Annotated in this window: 20 protein-coding genes; 14 read left to right on the top strand and 6 right to left on the bottom strand. The window is 69.8% G+C overall.

Features of this window, described 5'->3' with window-relative positions; genetic code table 11:
- Nucleotides 1–281: 281 nt before the first annotated feature.
- The 3 genes from MKK63_RS23325 (at nucleotide 282) to MKK63_RS23315 (ending at nucleotide 3,547) form a co-directional block, all read left to right on the top strand.
- Nucleotides 282–761, top strand: coding sequence for a (2Fe-2S)-binding protein (locus MKK63_RS23325; protein WP_244006026.1), 480 nt, complete (start codon nucleotides 282–284; stop codon nucleotides 759–761).
- Nucleotides 758–3,088 carry a xanthine dehydrogenase family protein molybdopterin-binding subunit gene (locus MKK63_RS23320; RefSeq protein WP_244006025.1) on the top strand — a complete coding sequence of 777 codons (2,331 nt, stop codon included), beginning with the start codon at nucleotides 758–760 and terminating at the stop codon, nucleotides 3,086–3,088. Before MKK63_RS23325 ends, MKK63_RS23320 begins: the two co-directional genes overlap by 4 nt.
- Before the next feature lie 75 nt (nucleotides 3,089–3,163).
- Nucleotides 3,164–3,547: a hypothetical protein gene (locus MKK63_RS23315; RefSeq protein ID WP_244006024.1), complete on the top strand. Its 384-nt coding sequence runs from the start codon at nucleotides 3,164–3,166 to the stop codon at nucleotides 3,545–3,547.
- Nucleotides 3,548–3,893: 346 nt separating this feature from the next.
- Here the strand turns inward: MKK63_RS23315 and MKK63_RS23310 are convergent, their stop codons facing one another.
- Together MKK63_RS23310 and MKK63_RS23305 are read right to left on the bottom strand one after the other, a co-directional pair.
- Nucleotides 3,894–4,118 carry a hypothetical protein gene (locus tag MKK63_RS23310; RefSeq protein ID WP_244006023.1) on the bottom strand — a complete coding sequence of 75 codons (225 nt, stop codon included), beginning with the start codon at nucleotides 4,116–4,118 and terminating at the stop codon, nucleotides 3,894–3,896.
- 218 nt (nucleotides 4,119–4,336) lie between these two features.
- The gene (locus MKK63_RS23305; RefSeq protein WP_244006022.1) at nucleotides 4,337–5,050 is read right to left on the bottom strand and encodes an SIR2 family NAD-dependent protein deacylase; all 714 of its coding nucleotides are present in this window, start codon (nucleotides 5,048–5,050) and stop codon (nucleotides 4,337–4,339) included.
- A gap of 123 nt (nucleotides 5,051–5,173) precedes the next feature.
- Between MKK63_RS23305 and MKK63_RS23300 the strand changes: the two genes are divergently transcribed.
- From MKK63_RS23300 to MKK63_RS23270, 7 genes are all read left to right on the top strand, one after another.
- Nucleotides 5,174–5,734, top strand: a complete 561-nt coding sequence (locus tag MKK63_RS23300) for an isochorismatase family protein (RefSeq protein ID WP_244006020.1) — start codon at nucleotides 5,174–5,176, stop codon at nucleotides 5,732–5,734.
- Complete coding sequence (locus MKK63_RS23295) at nucleotides 5,731–6,891, top strand: GlxA family transcriptional regulator (RefSeq protein ID WP_244006019.1); 1,161 nt, start codon at nucleotides 5,731–5,733, stop codon at nucleotides 6,889–6,891. Before MKK63_RS23300 ends, MKK63_RS23295 begins: the two co-directional genes overlap by 4 nt.
- A 78-nt stretch (nucleotides 6,892–6,969) precedes the next feature.
- A complete protein-coding gene (hydA, locus tag MKK63_RS23290) occupies nucleotides 6,970–8,397 on the top strand; it encodes a dihydropyrimidinase (RefSeq protein WP_244006018.1) in 1,428 nt (475 codons plus the stop codon).
- Nucleotides 8,398–8,444: 47 nt separating this feature from the next.
- On the top strand, nucleotides 8,445–9,440 hold the full coding sequence (locus MKK63_RS23285; protein ID WP_244006017.1) for an ABC transporter ATP-binding protein: 996 nt from the start codon (nucleotides 8,445–8,447) through the stop codon (nucleotides 9,438–9,440).
- A 17-nt stretch (nucleotides 9,441–9,457) separates the two neighbouring features.
- The gene (locus MKK63_RS23280) at nucleotides 9,458–10,720 is read left to right on the top strand and encodes a PotD/PotF family extracellular solute-binding protein (RefSeq protein ID WP_244006016.1); all 1,263 of its coding nucleotides are present in this window, start codon (nucleotides 9,458–9,460) and stop codon (nucleotides 10,718–10,720) included.
- Between the two features lie 466 nt (nucleotides 10,721–11,186).
- Nucleotides 11,187–12,122, top strand: a complete 936-nt coding sequence (locus MKK63_RS23275) for an ABC transporter permease (protein WP_244006014.1) — start codon at nucleotides 11,187–11,189, stop codon at nucleotides 12,120–12,122.
- 2 nt (nucleotides 12,123–12,124) lie between these two features.
- On the top strand, nucleotides 12,125–13,018 hold the full coding sequence (locus MKK63_RS23270; protein ID WP_244006012.1) for an ABC transporter permease: 894 nt from the start codon (nucleotides 12,125–12,127) through the stop codon (nucleotides 13,016–13,018).
- A 21-nt stretch (nucleotides 13,019–13,039) separates the two neighbouring features.
- Here MKK63_RS23270 and MKK63_RS23265 read toward each other — a convergent pair whose 3' ends face one another.
- Together MKK63_RS23265 and MKK63_RS23260 are read right to left on the bottom strand one after the other, a co-directional pair.
- The gene (locus MKK63_RS23265) at nucleotides 13,040–13,345 is read right to left on the bottom strand and encodes a type II toxin-antitoxin system RelE/ParE family toxin (protein ID WP_244006010.1); all 306 of its coding nucleotides are present in this window, start codon (nucleotides 13,343–13,345) and stop codon (nucleotides 13,040–13,042) included.
- Complete coding sequence (locus MKK63_RS23260; protein WP_244006009.1) at nucleotides 13,335–13,610, bottom strand: type II toxin-antitoxin system ParD family antitoxin; 276 nt, start codon at nucleotides 13,608–13,610, stop codon at nucleotides 13,335–13,337. Before MKK63_RS23260 ends, MKK63_RS23265 begins: the two co-directional genes overlap by 11 nt.
- A 266-nt stretch (nucleotides 13,611–13,876) precedes the next feature.
- Between MKK63_RS23260 and MKK63_RS23255 the strand changes: the two genes are divergently transcribed.
- On the top strand, nucleotides 13,877–14,572 hold the full coding sequence (locus MKK63_RS23255; protein WP_244006008.1) for a 50S ribosomal protein L25/general stress protein Ctc: 696 nt from the start codon (nucleotides 13,877–13,879) through the stop codon (nucleotides 14,570–14,572).
- Between the two features lie 69 nt (nucleotides 14,573–14,641).
- Here MKK63_RS23255 and pdxH read toward each other — a convergent pair whose 3' ends face one another.
- Nucleotides 14,642–15,265 (bottom strand): pyridoxamine 5'-phosphate oxidase, encoded by a 624-nt coding sequence (pdxH, locus tag MKK63_RS23250; protein WP_313901791.1) that lies wholly within the window; start codon nucleotides 15,263–15,265, stop codon nucleotides 14,642–14,644.
- A 93-nt stretch (nucleotides 15,266–15,358) separates the two neighbouring features.
- Between pdxH and MKK63_RS23245 the strand changes: the two genes are divergently transcribed.
- On the top strand, nucleotides 15,359–15,895 hold the full coding sequence (locus MKK63_RS23245) for an RT0821/Lpp0805 family surface protein (protein WP_244006007.1): 537 nt from the start codon (nucleotides 15,359–15,361) through the stop codon (nucleotides 15,893–15,895).
- Here MKK63_RS23245 and MKK63_RS23240 read toward each other — a convergent pair.
- Nucleotides 15,889–16,176, bottom strand: a complete 288-nt coding sequence (locus tag MKK63_RS23240; protein ID WP_243919205.1) for a hypothetical protein — start codon at nucleotides 16,174–16,176, stop codon at nucleotides 15,889–15,891. The genes MKK63_RS23245 and MKK63_RS23240 overlap by 7 nt on opposite strands.
- Nucleotides 16,177–16,515: 339 nt before the next feature.
- Between MKK63_RS23240 and MKK63_RS23235 the strand changes: the two genes are divergently transcribed.
- On the top strand, nucleotides 16,516–18,135 hold the full coding sequence (locus MKK63_RS23235; RefSeq protein ID WP_244006006.1) for a formyl transferase: 1,620 nt from the start codon (nucleotides 16,516–16,518) through the stop codon (nucleotides 18,133–18,135).
- Between the two features lie 122 nt (nucleotides 18,136–18,257).
- Nucleotides 18,258–20,228: a monovalent cation:proton antiporter-2 (CPA2) family protein gene (locus MKK63_RS23230; protein WP_244006004.1), complete on the top strand. Its 1,971-nt coding sequence runs from the start codon at nucleotides 18,258–18,260 to the stop codon at nucleotides 20,226–20,228.
- The last annotated feature ends 214 nt before the right edge of the window (nucleotides 20,229–20,442 follow it).

Raw genomic sequence — 20,442 nt, 5'->3', positions numbered from 1 at the left:
AACGCCCGCCTTGCGCCGTGGCGATCGTCTCCGCGTGATCCAACGATGTGCGTCGCCGCACGCGACATACCCTGAGTGCAGCCCCCCGGGGATGAGGCGGCCGCCCTCTACGTTGCGCCCGACCAAGGGCCTGCTTTAGAATATTTATTATTCTGAGCTTGAGCGCGGACCCGGCGGCGACCCCGCATCGGTCAGCGTTAGCCGGCAAAACCGGTATCGGCCCCAGGCCCGGCTCGGACTCGACTGAACGCCGCTCCGGCGCCGCCAGACAGGACGCAACGATGATCAAACTCACCGTGAACGGGGCTGCGCGCAGCTTCGACGGCGACCCCGACATGCCGCTGCTGTGGTACCTGCGGGACGAGCTCCAGCTCACCGGCACCAAGTTCGGCTGCGGCGTCTCGCTCTGCGGGGCCTGCACGATCCATCTCGGCGGCGCGGCGACCCGCGCCTGCATCACACCGGTCTCGGCGGCCGAGGGCCAGGAGATCGTGACCATCGAGGGACTGTCGCCGGACGGCAACCACCCGGTGCAGGCGGCGTGGCGCGACCTGAACGTCGCGCAGTGCGGCTTCTGCCAGTGCGGCCAGATCATGCAGGCCGCCGCCCTCCTGAAGGATACGCCGAAGCCCTCCGATCAGGACATCGACGATACGATGAGCGGCAACATCTGCCGCTGCGGCACCTACCCGCGCATCCGCGCCGCGATCCACCAGGCCGCCGGCCAGACGGCGCCCGCCACCAAGGGAGAGCGCCTGTGATTCACGACGCGAAGCTGAGCGCCGAACTCGCCGCCGGCACCAAGCCGGCCCTCGACAACGTCAGTCGCCGCGGCATCCTCGGCGGCGCCGGCGCCCTCGTGCTGGCCCTGTCGCTGCGCCCCGCCCGGGCCGACGAGACCCAGACCGAGGAGCAGAAGGCCCAAAAGTTCGGCGCCGACGGCATGCCGCATGGTTGGCGCGACGATCCGAAAGTCTTCGTCGCGATCGCGCCGGACGGCACCGTCACGGTGACCAACCACCGCTCCGATATGGGCCAGGGCATCCGTACCTCGGTGGCCTTCACGGTCGCCGACGAGCTGGAGGCCGACTGGGCGAAGGTGAAGGTGGTCCAGGCCTGGGGCGACGAGACCCGCTTCGGCAACCAGGACACCGACGGCTCGCGCTCGACCCGCCACTTCTTCCAGCATTTCCGCCACGCCGGCGCCGCCGCGCGGCTGATGCTGATCCAGGCCGCGGCCAAGCAATGGGGCGTGCCGGCCTCCGAGGTGACGGCGGTCAACCACACCCTGACCCACGCCAAGTCGGGTCGCACCCTCGGCTACGGCGCGGTGGCGCAGGCAGCCGCCGAGCTTCCGGTTCCGACCGACGTGACGCTGAAGGACCCCAAGGACTTCCGCTATATCGGCACCGGCAAGGTCGGGCTGATCGACAACTTCGACATCACCACCGGCAAGGCGATCTACGGCCTCGACACCAAGCTCGACGGGATGCTGTACGCGGTCGTCGCGCGCCCGGCCGTCTACGGCGGGACGGTGAAGTCCTTCGATGATTCCGAGGCCAAGAAGGTCCCGGGCGTCGTGAAGATCTTCAAGATCGACGCCACCCCGATTCCCACGGAGTTCATGCCGCTCGGCGGCGTCGCCGTGGTGGCCAAGAACACGTGGTCTGCCATGAAGGCGCGCGACGCCCTCAAGATCACCTGGGACGACGGCCCGAACGCGGGCTACGACACCGACGTGTTCCGCAAGGAGCTGGAAGCCGCCGCGCGCAAGCCCGGCAAGGTCGTGCGCACGCAGGGCGACGTCGAGGGCGCGATGGCGAAGGCCAAGACGAAGGTCCAGGCCGAGTACTTCGTGCCCCATCTCGCTCAGGCGCCGATGGAGCCCCCGGCGGCGGTCGCCCGGGTGAAGGACGGGTTCTGCGAGGCCTGGGCCTGCGTCCAGGGCCCGCAGGCGGCCAACGACCGCCTGATGAAGGCGCTTAAGCTGCCCGACGACAAGGTCAAGGTGAACGTCACGCTGCTCGGCGGCGGGTTCGGGCGCAAGTCCAAGCCCGACTACGTGGTCGAGGCGGCGCTCTGCTCGCAGGCGGTCGGCGGCGCGCCGGTGAAGCTCGCCTGGACCCGCGAGGACGACCTCCACCACGGCTTCTACCACACGATCTCGGTGGAGCATCTGGAGGCCGGCCTCGACGACAAGGGCATGCCGGTGGCGTGGCTGCACCGCTCGGTGGCGCCGACGATCGGCTCGATCTTCGCGCCCGATCCGAAGCACGAACTGCCGTTCGAACTCGGGATGGGGCTGGTCAACACCCCGCTGAACATCCCGAACATGCGGCTGGAGAACCCCGAGGCCGCCGCCCATGTCCGGGTCGGCTGGTTCCGCTCGGTGTCGAACATCCCGCACGCCTTCGCGATCCAGTCCTTCGTGTCGGAGCTGGCGCATGCCGCCGGCCGCGAGCCGAAGGCGTACCTGCTCGAACTCCTCGGCCCCGATCGGAAGATCGACCCGACCGAGATCGGCGATGTCTGGAACTACGGCGAGGACCCGAAGCGCTACCCGATCGACACCGGCCGCCTGCGCGGCGTGATCGAGGCGGCCGCCAAGGGTGCGGGCTGGGGGCGTGAGATGCCCAAGGGCCGTGGCCTCGGCATCGCCGGCCATTACAGCTTCGTCACCTACACGGCGGTGGCGGCCGAGGTGGAGGTCGACGACAAGGGCCAGTTGAAGGTGCACGCGATCGACATCGCGGTCGATTGCGGGCCGCAGGTCAACCCGGAGCGCATCCGTTCGCAGATGGAGGGCGCGGTGGTCATGGGGATGGGGCTCGCCCTCACCTCCGAGATCACCTTCAAGCAGGGCCGGGCGGTGCAGAACAACTTCGACGGCTACGAGATCACCCGGATCGACGCCGCACCGAAGGTGATCCGCGTGCACCTCGTGTCGACCGGCGCCTATGACGGTCCGCTCGGCGGTGTCGGCGAGCCCGGCGTGCCGCCGGTCGCACCGGCCATCGCCAATGCGATCTTCGCGGCCACCGGCCGGCGGGTCCGGCAATTGCCGATCCGCGATCAGCTGAGCGCCTGAACCCTCGCAGGTCGCGAGACGTTGGGGCCGTGGGGGAACCCGCGGCCCCTTCTTTTTTGGAAAGCACCCGACTCGATGATGCGTCCCGCCGCCATTACGGCCTGCCTGACCCTGTTCCTCACGGCCCCAGCCCTGGCCTCGCCCTGCGGCGACCGGATCGAGGGCGTCTCCAAGCGGGTGCAGGCCGAGCTGACCCAGTCGATCTCCGCCTCGACCAGCGGCCAGGGCAACGCCGCCAAGCGCGGCGGCGAGGGCGTGACCGGCACGGAGGGTCAGCGGGCGAACGAATCCCCCGAGGCCCCGCCGGAGAAGTCGGCCCAGGCCGGCCAGGGGGCAGATGCCGCCCAGCAGGCGAAGGTTGCCCTCGAGGAGGCCCGCACGGCGGATTCGAAGGGCGACGCGGCGGGCTGCGATGCGGCCGTTTCGCGGGCCGAGCAGCAGCTCAAGAAGGCGCCCTGACCCAAAATCAGGGTTTCAAAAGGCCCGGGACCTTTTGCGGGTGCAGAGCAGAGTCCTGCGATGGAGCTTCGCCCGATACGCCGGGGTTCTGCCTCGGCAACCCGCCAAAGGGCTAGCCCTTCGGAAACCCCGTGCCGCCGGCCCTCACGGGACCGGACGGTCCCGTGGAATCGTCAGGGCATGTTTTTCCGGAGTTTGAATCCGGTCTTTGAGAAACGTGGGGTACCGGTACTCCCGGGATCGGGACGGATCCAGCTCCGGCGGCGCGCCCGCTCATCTCGGAGGGATCGTCCCGTGTGTATCCCGCGTGCGGGATACGGGAGCGGCCGCACCGCTCCCAGCAGCCTCAGGCCGCTTTGGCCGCCAGGGCGTGGCGGTGGCCGCTGAGGCCGGCGCAGAGATCGTCGATCTCCGTCAGGTTCAGGGCCTCGCCGGAATGGACTGCGATCGTGTCGATCAGGTGGTCCTGACGTGGGTCGAAGGGATGTCCCTGCATCCGGTAGAATTGATAATAGCGCAATGCCGCCAGAACGGTGTCACGCTCGCGGTCGGTTACGGTGAAGTGCTGCATGGGTCGTGGCTTCCCCTTGTGGCTTCAACGAACGCTCGGGAGGGCCGCGACGCCGAGCCCAAGCTTGACCGTTGTAACCGCTAGGCAACTATCCGAACAGTTCTTGACAGCGCGCAACGACGTGATTCGAGTGATTTAGGATATCGATCCTCGGCGATGGCAAGGCCCTTTAGGCCGAAATGCACAGCCTTTACAGGGCTTTGCCAGCTCAGATTCGGTCACAGGCCCAGATCGGCCAAGTAGCGCGGCAGCGCCTCGCTGGCCGGCCCATACCGGGCTGCGTCGAACGCATCGGCGTTGTCGGAGGGTTCGAGGTTGATCTCGCAGGTCGGAATTCCGAGCGCCCGGGCCTGCCGCACGTAGCCGGCCGCCGGGTAGACCGCCCCCGACGTGCCCACCGCCACGAACAGATCGGCCTCTGCCAGTGCCGCCTCGATCGCGTCGAGGTGCATCGGCATCTCGCCGAACCAGACCACGTCGGGCCGCATCCGGCCCGCGACGCGGCAGGCCGGGCAGGCATCCGCACGCGTGAGGTCGGCACGCCAGGGCGCGACCGTCCCGCAGGCGCAGCAGCGCGCCTTGAGCAATTCGCCATGCATGTGGGTGACCGCCCGGGAGCCCGCCCGCTCGTGCAGGTCGTCGACGTTCTGCGTGCAGAGGAACAGCCGCCCGCCCCGCGCCGTGAGCCGGGCTTCCGCCTGCGCCAGGGCGACGTGCGCGGCGTTCGGCTCGGCCGCGATCACGCCCCGGCGGCGATGGTCGTAGAAGTCGAGCACCGTGTCGGGATCGGCCGCATAGGCCTCCGGGGTGGCAAGCTTCATGGGATCGAACCGGGCCCAGATCCCGCCGCGGTCCCGGAATGTGCCGAGCCCGCTCTCGGCCGAGACGCCGGCCCCGGTCAGCACGAAGAGTCTTTTGGGGTGTCCGGTCATGCGCGTGCTCCGGGCGGCTGCGTGGGATGGCCGGAAATGTCCGCTCGTTGGCGGCACGGTTGCTTTCGCGCCGAACCCGCGAGACGGATGCTCACACGGCATTCACCCCTCGGGAGGCACGAAATGTCCGATGTTGCGCTGCTGGTTATCGATGTCCAGGATTCCTTCCGGCATCGGCCGTTCTGGAATGACGCCGATGTCCGGCGCTTTACCGAGCGCCTGCAGGCGCTCATCGATGGCGCCGTAGCGCACGGCATCCCGGTGCTGCAGGTGTTCCACGTCGCCGAGACCGGCCCGTTTTCCCTGGATTCGGGCCATATCCGCACCCTCGATCCCATCGCGATCGCGCCGTCGGCTATCTTTCACAAGCGCCGGCACAGCGCCCTGGTCGATACCGGCTTGGCGGGCTGGCTGACGCAGCACGGCATCCGCCGCCTGATCGTATCGGGGATCCGGACCGAGCAGTGCTGCGAGACCACCACCCGCCACGCCTCCGACAGCGGCTGGCAGGTGGATTTCGTCACGGAGGCGACCCTGACCTTCGCCATGATCCATCCGGACGGCCGCCGCTTCGAGGCCGACGACATCAAGGCCCGCACCGAGCTGGTGCTCACCGAGCGCTTCGCCCGCATCGCCACGGTGGAGGAGGCGCTGGCCGGCCGGGCGCTGCCCGCCGCCGCATGACCGAGCCGGGGCGCCGCATTCCGGTCTTGGTGCTGCTACCGCCCCGCGCGCTGCTGCTCGATCTGGCCGGCCCGGTGGAAGTGCTGCGGATCGCCGGGGCGGTGCAGGACCGGATCACCTTCGACCTGCGCTACGCGGCGCCGCAAGGATCGATCCGCAGCTCGATCGGGCTCGATCTCGGCGGGGCCGGCCCGCTGCCGCTGGAGATCGCGCCCGGGACGGTGGTGCTTCTGCCCGGCGCGACCGAGCACCCGCTCGGCCCCAAGCGGGACCCGGCCGCAGAGGCCGCCGCGGAGGCCGAGATCGTTGCCTGGCTACGCGCGTCGATCCGGCCGGGCCACACGGTCGTGACGGTCTGCGAGGGCGCGCTGCTGGCAGCCCGGGCCGGCCTGCTCGACGGCTACGCCTGCACCACCCATCACGGCAGCTGCGCCCGCCTCCGGGCGGCGGCGCCCCACGCGAACGTGCTGGAGAACAGGCTGTTCGTGCAGGATCGCGACCGGTTCAGCAGCGCCGGCGTCACCGCCGGCATCGACCTGATGCTGCACCTCGTGGCCGAATGGGCCGGCCCAGCGACGGCCGTCGCGGTGGCCCGCACCCTGGTCGTGTACATGCGGCGCGGGCCGGACGATCCGCAGCTCTCGCCCTGGCTGGAGGGCCGCAGCCACCTGCATCTGGTGGTCCACCGGGCGCAGGACGCGATCGGCGCCGACCCGGTGCGGGACTGGTCGCCCGCCACGCTCGGCAAGCTGGCGGGGGCGAGCCCGCGCAACCTCGCGCGGCTGTTCCGGCTCCATGCCGGGATGACCGTGACGGAGGCGGTCAACCGCGTCCGGATCGCGCGGGCCGGGGACCTGATCGCGCAGACCGATCTCGGCCTCGAACAGGTGGCCGAACGGGCGGGCTTCGCCTCGGCCCGGCACATGCGGCGGGTATGGGGGCAGTTCCACGCGACGGCGCCCTCCACGCTCCGCTCCAAGAGCCCGGTTTCGAAAGGTCGGGACCTTTCGCGGGTTCAGGGCGGAGCCCTGATGGGTTCGGGCAAAGCCCGACATCGGGGCCAAAGTACTTGGGTCTCTGCCCGATCCCCCGCCAAAGGGCTGAGCCCTTTGGAAACCCATGACGGGGAGCCGCTGGACCCCGACGGCGGGCTGTGACCTCCTGCCGCCGCGATGACGGTCGCCCGAATCGGCGCGGACCATGCATCGGCCCCTCGGCGCAGAGGAGTGAGCGGCATGCCCGAATTCGATCTGGCGATCCGCGGCGGCACCGTCGTCACGGCGAGCGATACGGTGCGGGCGGATATCGGCGTGCGCGGCGGCCGGATCGTCGCGGTGGCGGAGGCCATCGCCGACGCCGCCCGGGTGATCGACGCCGCCGGCCTGCTGGTCCTGCCCGGCGGCATCGACAGCCACGTCCACATCGCCCAGGATTCCGGTCCCGGCATCGTCATGGCCGACGACTTCGCGAGTGCCACCCGGGCCGCGGCGGCCGGCGGCAATACCTGCGTGATGCCCTTCGCGCTCCAGCCCCGGGGCGCCTCGCTGCGCGGCGCGGTCGACGCCTACCGAGCCAAGGCCGAGGGCCAGTGCCACGTCGACGTGGCGATCCACATGATCATCTCGGACCCGAGCGAGGCCGTGCTCGGCCAGGAGTTGCCGGCACTGGTGGCCGACGGCTACACCTCGTTCAAGGTCTTCATGACCTACGACGATCTCGTCCTGAACGACCGCCAGCTGCTGGATGTGTTCCACGTCGCGCGGCGGCAGGGCGCCCGGGTGATGGTCCACGCCGAGGGCTACGACGCGATCCGCTACCTCAGCGAGCGACTGGAGCGCGCGGGCGAGACCAAGCCCTACGGCCACGCCCTGTCCCGCCCCGAGGTGGTCGAGCGGGAGGCGGCCCACCGGGCGATCAGCCATGCCGAGCTGATCGACCTGCCGATCGTGATCGTCCACGTCTCGGGCCGCGAGGCCACCGAGCAGATTGCCTGGGCGCAAGCGCGGGGCCTGAAGATCCGCGCCGAGACCTGCCCGCAATACCTGACGCTGACGGCCGAGGACATGAAGGGGCTCGGCCAGGACGATCCCATGGCGGGGTCGAAATACGTCTGCTCGCCGCCGACGCGAGACGTCGAGAGCCAGGAGGCAGTGTGGTCGGGGATCCGGCGCGGGATCTTCGACGTGGTCTCCTCCGACCATTGCCCGTTCCGCTACGACGACCCGCAGGGCAAACTGAACCCGCGCGGAAAAACCTCCTTCCGCTGGATCCCGAACGGCATCCCCGGCATCGAGACGCGGCTGCCGGTATTGTTCTCGGAGGGGGTCTCCAAGGGGCGGATCAGCCTCAACCAGTTCGCGGCGCTGACCGCCACGAACCACGCCAAGCTGTACGGTCTCTATCCGCGCAAGGGCTCGATCGCCCCGGGCTTCGACGCAGACCTCACCCTGTGGGATCCGAACCGACGCGAGACCATCCGCCAGGCGAACCTGCACCATGGCTCGGACTACACGCCCTGGGAGGGGTTCGAGGTCACCGGCTGGCCGGTCATGACGATCGCGGGCGGTGAGGTGATCGCTGAGGACGGGAGGGTCCTGTCCGCGCCGGGTCGCGGGCGGGTGCTCGACCGGGCGGTCGATCCGGCCGAGCGGCGGGACGCCTGACGGCCGCGCTGGCCCGTCGCTTGCGTGATCTCCGGGGGGAGCACCGTATGAACGTCGAGCTGATCGGCCTGACCAAGCGCTACGGCGCGGCGATTGCGGTCGATGGCATCGACCTGAAGGTGCCGTCCGGCGCCTATTGCTGCCTGCTCGGCCCCTCGGGCTGCGGCAAGACCACGACGTTACGGATGATCGGCGGCCACGAGCGGGCGAGCGCCGGCGACGTGGTGATCGGCCCGAAGGCGGTGGGCGATGCGCTCCCGGCCGAGCGTGGCACCGCCATGATGTTCCAGAGCTACGCGCTGTTCCCGCATCTCGACGCGCGCGACAACGTCGCCTTCAGCCTGAAGATGCGGGGCATCGGCAAGACCGAGCGCCGCGCCAAGGCGATGGCGATGCTCGACCTCGTGCAGATGGGCCACCTCGCCAGCCGCCTGCCGGCTCAGCTCTCGGGCGGCCAGCAGCAGCGTGTCGCCTTGGCCCGCGCCCTCGTCACCGGCCCGAAGGTGCTGCTGCTCGACGAGCCGCTCTCGGCGCTCGACCCGTTCCTGCGGGTGCGGATGCGGGTCGAGCTGAAGCGGATCCAGACCGAGCTGGGGCTCACCTTCATCCACGTCACCCACAGTCAGGAGGAGGCGATGGCGCTCTCCGACCTCGTGGTGGTGATGAATGCCGGCCGGATCGAGCAGGCCGCCGACCCGCGCACCGTGTTCGAGCGCCCCGCCACCGCCTTCGTGGCCCGGTTCATCGGCGGCCACAACGTGATCCGGCTGCCCGACGGGCTCGTCGCCGTGCGCGCCGACCGGATGCGGCTCGGCGCCGAGGCCGGCCCCGCCGCGCTGCCGGCCCGGGTGGTGGCGGTGGAGTACCAGGGCACCAGCGTCCATGTCGGCCTCGACGCCGACGGGCTGGAACGCGCGCCCGAGAGCCCGGCCGCGCTGACCGCAATCCTCAGCGATGCGGATTTCGCCGCCCGCCCGCTCCGCCCCGGCGACACGATCCCGGTCGGCTGGGATGCCGCCACTGCCCACCGCCTCGACGCGTAACAGTCACGGAGACGACCATGGACCTGCCCTCGAAGCCGAGCCGGCGCACGCTGCTGAAGGGCGCCGCCGCGCTGGCCGCCACGCCGGTGACCGGCTTCCCGGCGGTCCATGCCGCCGAGCCCGTGACCCTGCGCTACCTCGGCACCGCGGTGAGCCAATCGTCCGACATCGCCCGGAAGGTGAAGGAAGATCTCGGCATCATCCTGGAGTACATTCCCGTCGTGACCGACGAGGTGACGAAGCGGGCGGTGACCCAGCCGAACTCCTTCGACCTGATCGACACCGAGTATTTCAGCCTCAAGAAGATCATCCCCTCGGGCAACCTCAGCGGCTTGGATGCCAAGCGGATCAAGCTCGCCGACAAGATCACCGGCGTGTTCACCAAGGGCGAGGTGAACGGGAAGCGGATCGGCGACCAGGGCACCGCGCCCCGGAAGGTGTTCTACCTCGAAGGCCAGAATGCCAAGACCTTCGCGTCCGCCCCAACCGAATGGCTGACCCTGATCCCCACCACTTACAACGCCGACACGCTGGGCATCCGGCCCGACCTGATCAAGCGGCCGGTGGAGAGCTGGAAGGACCTGCTCAGCCCGGACTTCAAGGGCAAGGCGTCGATCCTCAACATCCCGTCCATCGGGATCATGGACGCCGCCATGGTGGTGGAGGCGACCGGCGACTACACCTACGGCGACAAGGGCAACATGACGAAGTTCGAGATCGACCGCACCATCAAGGTGCTGATCGAGGCCAAGCGCGCCGGCCAGTTCCGCGCCTTCTGGCAGGACTTCAACGAATCCGTGAACCTGATGGCCTCGGGCGAGACGGTGATCCAGTCGATGTGGTCGCCCGCCGTCACGAAGGTGCGGGCCCAGGGTGTGCCGTGCGTCTACCAGCCCCTCAAGGAAGGCTATCGCGCCTGGGCGCAGGGCTTCGGCGTGCCGAAGACGCTCACCGGCCGGAAGCTCGACGCCGCCTACGACTTCATCAACTGGTTCCTGTCCGGCTGGGCCGGGGCCTACCTCAACCGGCAGGGCTACTATTCCGCGGTGCTGGAGACCGCCCAGGCGAACATGCAGCCCTACGAATGGGCCTTCTGGATGGAGGGCAAGCCCGCCGAGAAGGACATCCTCGGCCCCGACGGCACGTTGATCGAGAAGGCCGGCGCGACCCGCGACGGCGGCTCCTTCGAGCAGCGGATGGGTTCGGTGGCCTGCTGGAACGCCGTGATGGACGAGAACACCTACATGGTTCGCAAGTGGAACGAGTTCATCGCGGCGTGAGCGGGCTGGGCACCGTCACCCCGCACGTCCTCCAGTTCGGGTACTTGGAAACGCCCCTCCTGCGCGACCACGCGGCCGCCGGATGGAACGCGGGTCCCCTCTCCCGCACGGGCTACGATGTTCACGGATTTCTGGTGGACACCGGCGCCGATGACGGAGCGGGACGGTCCCCCTCTCCCGAGCGGGAGAGGGTTGGGGTGAGGGGCGAGAACTCTCAGGACGGGGCACGTGATCGATGCGCCGACAGGGTGCGACTCCTCCGGACAGACCTGATCCCTCACCCTGTCCCTCTTCCGCCCGGGAGAGGGGACCCGCGCTCGATCCTGAGCCGGTATGGCCGGACCCGGTGTGTGAATCCGCAAGTCCGCCTGGGAAAGGAGGCGCGTCGTACCGCGCAGGGGTCGATGTGTGAGCATCGTGATCCGCGGAGGGGAACGGATGCATCCGCACGCGTGGGGCGAATCCAGTGACCGATCTCGCCCTGCCCGCCTCCGCGCCAACCGATCGGATCGTTAAACCGGCCGCCCCAGCCCGACCCCGCCGCCGCACCCGCGCCTATCTCCAGGCTGCGCCGCTGACGCTCGTCTTCCTGATCTTTTTGGTGGTGCCGCTGGTGCTCACCGGGATCGTCTCGCTCTGGGAGTACAACGAGTACGAGATCATCCCGGCGCTGACCCTGCAGAACTACCTCGACGTGTTCGACGGCTGCCTGTCGGCCGACCTTTGCACCACCGTGCGGACCTACCTCTCGACGGTGAAGTTCGTCGTGCTGACGCTGGCCATCACCCTGCCGCTGGGCTTCGCCATCGCGTACTTCCTCGCCTTCCACATCCGCTCCGGCACGGTGCGGATGGGCCTGTTCCTGCTTTGCACGATCCCGTTCTGGACCTCGAACGTGATCCGCATGATCTCGTGGATCCCGCTGCTCGGCCGCAACGGCCTCATCAACGACACGCTTCGCACCCTCGGGCTGATCCGCGAGCCGATCGAGGGCCTGCTCTACTCCGACTTCGCGGTGGTGCTGGCCTTCGTGCACCTCGACACGGTGTTCATGATCGTGCCGATCTTCAACAGCCTTGCCCGCATCGACCGGCGGCTGATCGAGGCGGCGCGCGACGGTGGTGCGTCCGGCGCACAGATCCTCTGGAACGTGATCCTGCCGCTCGCCAAGCCCGGCATCGCCATCGGGACGATCTTCGTGACGACACTGGTGATGGGCGACTTCGTCACCGTGGGCGTCATGGGTGGCCAGCAGATCGCCAGCGTCGGCAAGGTGATCCAGGTGCAGATGGCCTATCTGCAATTCCCGGCCGCCGCCGCCAACGCCATGGTGCTGCTCGCCGCGGTGCTGCTGATGATCCTGGGGCTGACCCGGATGATCGACCTCCGGCGGGAGCTGTAGCGATGGACCAGCCCCGCGGCCTTGCCTTCTACGGGCTTGCCGGACTCTTCACCCTCTACGTCCTGTTCCTCTACGGGCCGACGCTGACGATCCTGGCGCTGAGCTTCCAGGGCCCGTCCGGCGGCCTGACCTTCCCGATGAACGGGGTCTCGACCCACTGGTTCGCCAAGCTGTGGGCAGGCGTCGGCGTGGTCGACATCTGGGCGGCGCTGCGGCGCTCCCTGGCGCTCGGCCTCGTGGTGATGGCGCTCACCGTGGGAATCGCGTTCTACGCCGGCCTCGCCTTCCGCAAGGGCTTTCGCGGCGCTGGCCTCGTCTTCGCCCTGGCGGTGTCGAGCCTGATCGTACCCTCCATCGTGGTCTCCCTGGGCATCGGGCTGGAGTTCCGGCTCCTCGACGACGCCATCAAGGCGCTCGCCGCCGCCACCGACTGGGGATTCCTGCAGGACCACGGCACCCTGATGGGCCTCTACAGCTCGGCGCTCGGCGCACACCTCACCTGGACGCTGCCCTTCGGCCTGCTGATCATGTTCGCGGTGTTCAACCGGTTCGACCCGGCCTACGAGGAGGCCGCCCGCGATCTCGGTGCCAGCGGCCCACAGACGCTCCGCCACGTGGTGGTGCCGATTCTTGCGCCCGCGCTCGTCGGCGTCGCGCTGTTCGGCTTCACCCTGTCGTTCGACGAGCTCGCCCGCACCAGCCAGGCGATCGGCGGCCGCAACACGCTTCCGTTGGAGCTGCAGGGACTGACCACCACCGTAACGACGCCCGAGATCTACGCGCTCGGCACGGTGACCACCACGGTCTCGGCCCTGGTGATCGGTGCGGCGCTCGGCCTGACCCTGTGGTTGCAGAAGCGCCGGGCGCGGCGGGCGCTGGCGGGGTTGCGTCCATAATGCGGGTGGGTTCGGCCAGCCTTAAAGAGGCACGTCCTGCGCCGACAGATCGCAACCTGCGTAAAGCACCCGCAGGATCGTCACGACGGTGTCGGTGACGGTGAGCGCGACCAGCAGGCGCCGCTCCAGAGCCACCGTGCGCAGCCCGGGCACCAGATCGTCGCGCGGCACGGTCCGCTCGGGCAGGTCAGCCAAGCTCATGCAGAGCCGCCGGATACGATCCAGATAGGCCCCGGCCCGCTCCGGGCCGGATTGCTGCTCGATGAAATCGTAGAGGCTGAAAAGGTCTGCGCGCGCCAGCGGATGAAAGAAGACGCTACGCACCACGCTTGGCCGCTGTCACACGCGCAGCATGGTGGGCCTGCAGTTCGGCGAAGACCTGATCGGCCGGGATCGCCGGGCGCGGATCGTCGAGCGCTTCCTGGACCCGCTGGCGGAGGACGGCATCCAAGGCCGCTTCCTCGCGATCGAGGGCTCGCAGCCCAGCACGGACAACTTCACTCACGCTGGTGTAGCTGCCGGACTGGACGCGCGCATCGACACGGTCCTGCAAATCTCCGAGGGTCACGGTGACGGGCCTGCTAGCTCGCATGAGGAGCCCTCCCATCCCGAGCACATCGCGTATGACAATGTCATACACGCCCCTCGAACGTCTACCAGCTGCCGGTCTGTCGAGAATCACGGGTTCGGCGCCGGTCCGCGATGGACCCCGACATTGCCAATCCACCCCCATCCGTGTAAGCGCACCCGGCGCCCCCGAGACACCCTTGGAGGCAGGGGCGCGCCGGGAAGGGGTTGAGCCGTCCGCATCGGGCGGCTTTTCGCGTTCCGGCTCCAGCCATCACTAAGGATCACGCCATGAGCGCAGTAAAGACGCTTGAGGCCGTGGCACGCGACCGGGTCGGCAAGGGGGCCGCCCGGGCCGTTCGTCGCCAGGGCCAAGTTCCCGCCGTCATTTACGGGGGCGGCCAGCCGCCGCAATCCATCGCGGTCGATCTCGTCCGCGCCCGCACGCTGATTTACGCCGGCGGCTTCAAGACCACGCTGTTCGAGATCAATGCCGGCGGCAAGAAGATCCGCGCGATCCCGCGCGACTTCCAGCTCGACCCGGTGAGCGGTGTCCCGCTGCACGTTGACTTCCTGCGCGTCGTCTCGGGCCAGACCGTCACGGTTGAGGTGCCGGTGCACTTCATCAACGAGGACGAGGCCCCCGGCATCAAGAAGCTCGGCGGCACCCTCAACATCGTGGCCCACACGCTCGCCCTGGACGTCGCCCCCGACCAGATCCCCGACGCGATCGAGGTCGACCTGACCGGTCGTCAGATCGGCGACGTGATCCACGTCTCCGACGTCAAGATCCCAGCCGGCACCTACACCGGCGAGCAGACCGATCCGGTCGCCAACATCGTGCCGCCGACCGTGCTCGGCGCCGAGGTGGAAGCCGAAGAAGCCGCCATCGCCGAGGCGCAGTCGGCCGAGGCCGCTGAGGAGAAGGCCGAAGCTGAGGCCGAGGCCGAGGCCGAGGACGAGAAGAAGGACGGCGAGGAGGCCTGAGCCTCGTCGTAACCGCACACGCGAGAGCCCCGGCCTGGCCGGGGCTCTCTTCGTTTCAGGACGCCGGCCTCAGGGGTAGAGCCGCGCCCGGCTCCAGCCGTCGCCGGTCCGGGTGAAGCGGACCCGGTCGTGCAGGCGGAAATCGCCGTTCTGCCAGAACTCGATGCTCGTCGGCGCGATGCGGAAGCCGGTCCAGTGACCGGGCCGGGGAATCGGCCCGTCGCTGTAGCGTGCGGCAAGCTCCGCCACCGCACCCATCAATGTGGCGCGGTCGGCGAGTGGGCGGGATTGCTGGCTGGCGATCGCGCCAAGGCGGCTTTCCGGGTGACGGCTCGCGAAATACGCATCCGCGTCCTCCGGGCTCACCGGTGAGACTTGGCCCCGGGCGCGCACCTGCCGCCGCAGGCTCTTCCAGTGCAGCACCAGGGCCGCCTGCGGATTCTGCGCCAGCTCCTCGCCCTTGGCGGACTGGGCGTTGGTGTAGAACACGAAGCCGCGGGCATCGAAGCCCTTCAGGAGCACCACGCGGACATCGGGCAGCCCGTCTGAGCCGGCGGTGGCGAGCGCCATTGCGTTCGGATCCTCGGGCTCGGCGGCCTCCGCCTCCTTCATCCAGGCGGAGAACAAGGCGACCGGGTCGTCGCTCTGGGTGAAGTCCGCTCCTCGCGGGTCATCGGTCCTTAACTGATCCACGCCAAGACTCCTGCTTGCCGCGTCCAGGGGCCTGAGGGGGCACCGACATCGGCATGTTCGGTCGAGCGGAAAGCCCGTCGTGAGTCAGGTGTAATGCGGCGATGCGCGTGTAAAGGGCCACGGCTGCGGTCACGCTTCGGTGCGACCACACTGTCGCTGGCGATGATGCTGGTCCTGGGCGGCTGCAGCCAGCCGCTGCTGGTCTTCCGTGGAGAAGACGAGGCGCCGCACGTGGTCGCGGAGCCCACCGTCACCGGCAGCATCGAGAAGCGGCCTCTGAGCTTCGGGAACGAACTCGCCGAGGAGGACTGGCGCCGGGCTCGGGCAGCCCTGACGGTCGCGCTGGATCCGCAGGGCAACGGACGCCCCGTCAAGTGGGACAACCCCGAGACGAGCCTGCACGGCACCGTGAATCCGACCGGCCTACCCTACGTGGCCGACGATCTGATCTGCCGTGACTTCCTGGCGTCCATCGTCGGGCCGAAGCGCAGCCGCTTCGTGCGCGGCACCGGCTGCAAGCCGTCGGGCGGCGCTTGGACGCTCACGCGCATCCGGACAGCGAAGGGTCCGAATGCGTCTGATGACGGCCGGTCCCATAAGGAGGCCGGCGCAGGCGGCACGGCTCAGTAGGGGTAGCCATAATAGGGCCGCATGCGCAGACGCGGCTGGGCAGCCGGCGGTGCGGCATAGCGGGCGGCCGCCTCCGGATCGTAGGTCCGAATGTAGGGATCGAGCGCGGGGTCGCGATAATTGCCGTTGTTCACGCCCGCCGAGCGGTCGTTGCCGCTGAGCGCCGCATAGGGCGAGAGCCCGCTGCCGCTGTCACCGCCACCACCGCCACCGAACGCGAAGGCCGTACCCGGCAGGGCGACGAGAAGCATTGCCGTAAGCGTCAGCGTCTTGCGCGTCATGTCCTGTCTCCAAAACCTCTGACTCGGCGAACGGCGCAGCCGAACGGGGAGTTCCCGAGCGGCCCGGATCAACCGCGTGACATGGTATCTCGCCCGCGCAACAGAGATTTACGATGCCGGACGAAACAGATCAATTTTTCATGACGCCGGCAGGAATCGCCCGGCATGACCGGCCTGCTGTGGTGGACAACCGATCGGTCTTGCTGGATCGTAACGCCAAGCAACAGTTTCCGAGCCCGCATCGACCGTATTGGCGGCCGTATGAGGGCGTTTTCCAGGGCCCTTCACCGTGCGCGTCGTGACGCAATACGATAGGCCGAGCGCAAGGCCGTTCGGCTGATGGAGCGTGTGATCGGCGGCTCGGACCGACCGATGGCCGGCCTTCGGGCTCCGGCCTGTCCCGACCTCCAGCCGCTGCGTTCAGGCGCCGCCGCGCGGTCCGTCACCGTGCGTCTCGACCGCCGGTCCCTGCGCGGCTGGCATATCCGCCTCCTCGACCAGCTCGGGCAGCGTCCGGACCGGCGCGTCCGGATCGCCTGGGTCACGCAGGGCGGTGGCCTGCCGGCGAATGCCGAGCTGCTGTTCCGCCTGGAGGCGGCGATTCACGGGCTGCCCCGACCCGGCCTCGCCACTGCGGCCGAGCCGGTCGCCCTCGCGCCCTACGAAGCCCGCCCGGACGAGACTGTGACGACCGGGGACGACATTGTTCTCGACCTCTCGGGTGCCCCCGCCGCCCCGACCGATTCCTCGACCACCGCGCCGGTCTGGCGGCTCGATTTCGACGGCCTGCCCGGGGAGGCGGGCCTGCTCGCCGCCCTGTTCGCCCGCCGGGCGCCGGTGGCGGCCCTGCGCGGTCCGGACGGCGCCCCGGTGGCGGTGGGCCGCCTCGGGGCGGAATCCCACACCGTGATGCTCGCCGCCTTCGAGGATTACCTCGCGCGGACGATCACGCTGATCGCCGCCGCCCTCGACGGGGCCGGATCGCTGAATCTGCCGGACGGCGCAGAGGCACCGCTGCAGCCGGGCCGGGCCTTCGACCTCGACGGTTTCGGGGCCGGGCGGCGCGCCGCCGGGGGGCTCGCCCGGCAGATCGCCCGCCGGCTCTACGCCCTCTGCTTCCAGGGTCCGCAATGGCGGGTGGGCTGGCGACAGGTCGTCGGTCCCGACCTGATCGACCTGCGCCGCCACCCGGAGGGCGGCTGGAACGACCTGCCGGACGACGGGCGCCGCTTCTACGCCGACCCCTTCGCCATCGCCCGGAACGGGGCCGTGACCCTGTTCGTCGAGGAGTTCGACTATCGCCGGGGCAAGGGCGTGATCTCGGCAGTCGATTTCGAAGTGGACGGCCCCCGGGGCCGCCCGGAGCCGGTGCTCGAACTCGAAACACACCTCTCCTACCCGTTCGTCTTCGAAGCGGATGGGCAAGTCTGGATGATCCCGGAATCGCATGCCTCCGGGACGATCGACCTTTACCGGGCCACCGCTTTCCCGCGGGGCTGGGTCCACGAGGCGGTGCTGGTGGACGGGGTCGTGGCCAGCGACGCGACCCTGCTGCACCACGGCGGACGCTGGTGGCTGTTCGCCACCGTTCGGGCCGGCGGGGGCAGCTATTCCGATACGCTGCACCTTTGGCACGCGCCGCATTTCCGCGGCCCCTGGACGCCGCACCGGCGCAATCCGGTCCTGATCGATGTCGGCTCGGCCCGGGCCGCCGGGCCGGTCGTGGCGCGGGGCGGCGCGCTGATCCGGCCGGTGCAGGATTGCCGCGGCGGCTACGGCGCGGCGCTCGGCCTCGCCCGGATCCTGCGCCTCGACGAGGAGGGCTACGCCCAGCGGGTCGAGACCCGGCTCGGGCCGGGAGCGGCCTGGCCGGGCTCGCGCCTGCACATGCTGAGCGCGGCCGGGGGCCTCGAATTCATCGACGGCTCGCGCCCGGCCCGGCCGCGTCTGCTGCGCTGATCCGGCCCGCACGATCCCCTCCGGTGCCGAACGGCACGCGCTTGCGGCTCGCATCCCGGCGCCGGCCGCGCTAATCGGATGGCTCACGCGCGAACCGTAGAAGAACCGCCGGGACGATCTTCATGGCGAGCCCCGTCGAACATGCGAGCTTCCTGCCGCCGGTCCTGACCTTCCTGTCGGCGGCGGTGATCGGCGTGCCGATCTTCCGGCTGATCGGCCAGAGCGCCGTGCTCGGCTACCTCGTGGCCGGCGTGCTGATCGGGCCCTCCGGGCTGTCGCTGATCGCCGAGCCCGAGACCGCCGCGAGCGTCGCCGAGATCGGCGTGGTGCTCCTCCTGTTCATCGTCGGGCTGGAACTGCACCTGTCGCAGCTGGTCTCGATGCGGCGCGACATCTTCGGCCTGGGCGCCGCGCAGCTGGTCGTCTGCGCCCTGGTGCTGGGCGGGGCCGGCCTGCTGGCGGGCCTGAATTTCGGCGCGGCCGCGGTGATCGGCCTCGCGCTGGCCCTGTCGGCGACCGCGGTGGCGCTGCAACTCCTGGAGGAGCGGGGCGACCTGAACAGCGCCTACGGCGCCCGCGCCTTCGCGGTGCTGCTGTTCCAGGACCTCTCGGTGGTCGGCATCCTGGCGCTGATGCCGCTGCTGGCCTCGGCGGGTGGGGCGACCGACCCGGCTTGGCTGGGGGATGCCGCGCTCTCCACCGGCAAGGCGGTCGCCGCGATCCTGACGGTGGTGCTGGTCGGCCGCTACGGCCTGAACCCGTTCTTCCGGCTGCTCGCGGCCAGCGGCGCCCGCGAGGTGATGACGGCCGCCGCCCTGCTGGTGGTGCTCGGCACCGCCTTGCTGATGGAGCAGGTCGGCCTCTCGATGGCGATGGGTGCGTTCCTCGCCGGGATCCTGCTCGCCGAGTCGAATTTCCGCCACCAGCTGGAGGCCGATATCGAGCCGTTCCGCGGCATGCTGCTCGGCCTGTTCTTCATGAGCGTCGGCATGTCGATCGACGGCACCCTCGTGCGCGAGGTCTGGCCGGCTTTGTTCGGGGCGACGCTCGCCGCGATCCTGGTGAAGGTCGCCCTGGTGGCCGGCCTGTTCCGGCTGTTCGGCTCGGATACGCTCGGGGCGCTGCGCGGCGCCGCCGTCCTGGCGCCGGCGGGCGAGTTCGCCTTCGTGCTGCTGCCGCAGGCCGCGGATCTCGGCCTCACCGGTGCCACCGCGACGCGCTTCGCGGTGGCGCTCGCCGCGCTGACCATGCTGATCGGGCCGATCGCCGCCAAGGGGCTCGACAAGCTGATCGAGCGGCGCAATGCACGGACCACGCACGACATCGAGGAGCCGTCGACCGAACTCGCCGAGAGCGGCGACGCCCGCGTCCTGGTGATCGGCTTCGGGCGGTTCGGGCAGCTGCTGACGCAAGTCCTGCTCGCCGAGGGCATCACCGCCACCGTCATCGACAAGGATGTGGAGCAACTGCGCGCGGCCTCGCGCTTCGGATTCCGCATCTATTACGGCGACGGCACCCGGCTCGACGTGCTGCGCGCCGCGGGCATCGGCCGGGTCGAGCTGGTCTGCATCTGCGTCGACGACCGGGAGGGTGCCCTCAAGATTGTCGACATCGTGCACGAGGAATTCTCGGAGGTGCGCACCTACGTGCGGGCTTACGACCGCCTGCACGCGGTCGAGCTGATGAACCGGGACGTCGATTACCAGATCCGCGAGACCGCGGAATCCGCCCTTGCCTTCGGGCGCGCGGCGCTGGAGGCGCTCGGCCTGTCGCCGGAGGCGGCGGCGGCCCGGACCGAGGACGTGCGCAAGCGCGACATCGCCCGCCTCGTCCTGCAGCAGGCGGGCGCCCTGCCGGACGGCTCCAGCTGGATGCGCGGGGCCGCGGCGGGCCTGAAGCCCGAGCCGCTGACCGTGCCCATCCGGCCCGCCCGGGCGCTGAGCACCGAAACCCGCGACCTCGTGGGCAGCGACCTGCGCGAGGCGGCCGAGCGCCTGCTCGACAAGCCCGCGCTCGCCCCGCAGGAGGTGGAGACCGCCGAGGCCGATCCGGAGGCGGAGCTGGAGACGGAAGGCGGCATCCGGGATGCGTGACGGCCACGTCCTCCCTCCCCCCTTTGCGGGTGAGGGAGGCCCCCGAAGGGGGTCGGTAGAGGGGAGCGACGGTGCAGAATTGCGCGTAGCCCGTCCCGCCGGTCGCTCTTCTTCCGGAAGCCGGGTTCCCCCCTTGCGGGACTTCGTCCCGACCCGACCCCTGCTCACGCAGGGGCCACCCTCCCCCGCAAAGGGGGAAGGGGGAGACGCGGAA

Source organism: Methylobacterium sp. J-088, assembly GCF_022829295.1.
GTDB lineage: Bacteria > Pseudomonadota > Alphaproteobacteria > Rhizobiales > Beijerinckiaceae > Methylobacterium.
The sequence above is the reverse complement of the archived record's forward strand: the minus strand, read 5'-3'. Positions and strand labels throughout refer to the sequence as shown.